Genomic DNA, 1,012 nt, shown 5'->3' with positions numbered 1-1,012 from the left:
ATAGTAAATGAGCATATTGATGATCATATTAATCACCGATTATTAATATGGTCTTTCATGAATTTTGAATGGTGGTGTAGAATTTTTTTAAATGGAGAGAAAATTGCCTGATAATTATATAAGAGAAATAAAAATAATCTTAAGCTATATAAATAAGCTTGAACTTGATCTTTCAGGGCTAACAATAGTTACGGAAGTTGGCAGTGGAAATTATATATTATCTCCATTGATACCTTTGCTTGCAGGAGCTAAAAAAGTCTATGCTTGGACCGTAAATTCTCAATATGGTCAAGCGGAAGAGATAATAAAAAATTGCCGTGAATTAGTGCAAAAGTTAGATTTGAAAGAAAGGTTGATTTTCCACAATGGAAGTATTAATACCAATCACCTAAACGAGGCTGATATTGTTACCAATTCAGGTTTTCTCAGACCATTAGATTATCAAAAGTTACAGTATTTGAACAGCAAATGTGTGATTCCGTTAATGTATGAAAAATGGGAATTAAGGGAATCTGATATAGATATAGAGTATTGCAAAAAAAACAATATCAAAGTTGCTGGCACATGGGAAAATCATCCTGATATTGAAGTATTTACAGGTGTTGGACCCCTTGCAATAAAATTAATCCTTGAGTCAGGTTTAGAAGTTTATCAAAATAACATTTTCATTTGGTCTGACGATCACTTTGGTTCCGAAGCAAAAAAAGCTATGATAAACTTTGGTGCTTCTAAGGTCCTTTTATCAAACGATTCGGCTTTATTTTATTCAGAATTAGAAAATTTAGATACTCTTTATATCTGTGACTATGATGAAAAAAGAAACTATTTTGGTGATGAAGGCCTGATAGATTTGGATAAAATACTGAAAGTAAACCCTTCTCTTAATATTGTTCATCTTTTTGGTGAATTGAGTTATGATTATTTGAAAAATACCACACTCAATGTATACCCCAAAAAAAATGGTAAGGCAAGCCTAATGACAGAAACTTTAGCTTATCTTGGTCCTAGCCTA

At 31.5% G+C, this 1,012-nt stretch carries 1 protein-coding gene; it reads left to right on the top strand.

The window, feature by feature from the left end:
- Positions 1 to 91 precede the first annotated feature (91 nt).
- Positions 92 to 1,012: hypothetical protein (locus tag E1140_RS00190; protein ID WP_155177946.1), on the top strand; the 921-nt coding region annotated here is incomplete at its 3' end.

It is taken from the genome of Fulvivirga lutimaris (assembly GCF_009711525.1).
Lineage (GTDB): Bacteria > Bacteroidota > Bacteroidia > Cytophagales > Cyclobacteriaceae > Fulvivirga > Fulvivirga lutimaris.
The sequence above is the reverse complement of the archived record's forward strand: the minus strand, read 5'-3'. Positions and strand labels throughout refer to the sequence as shown.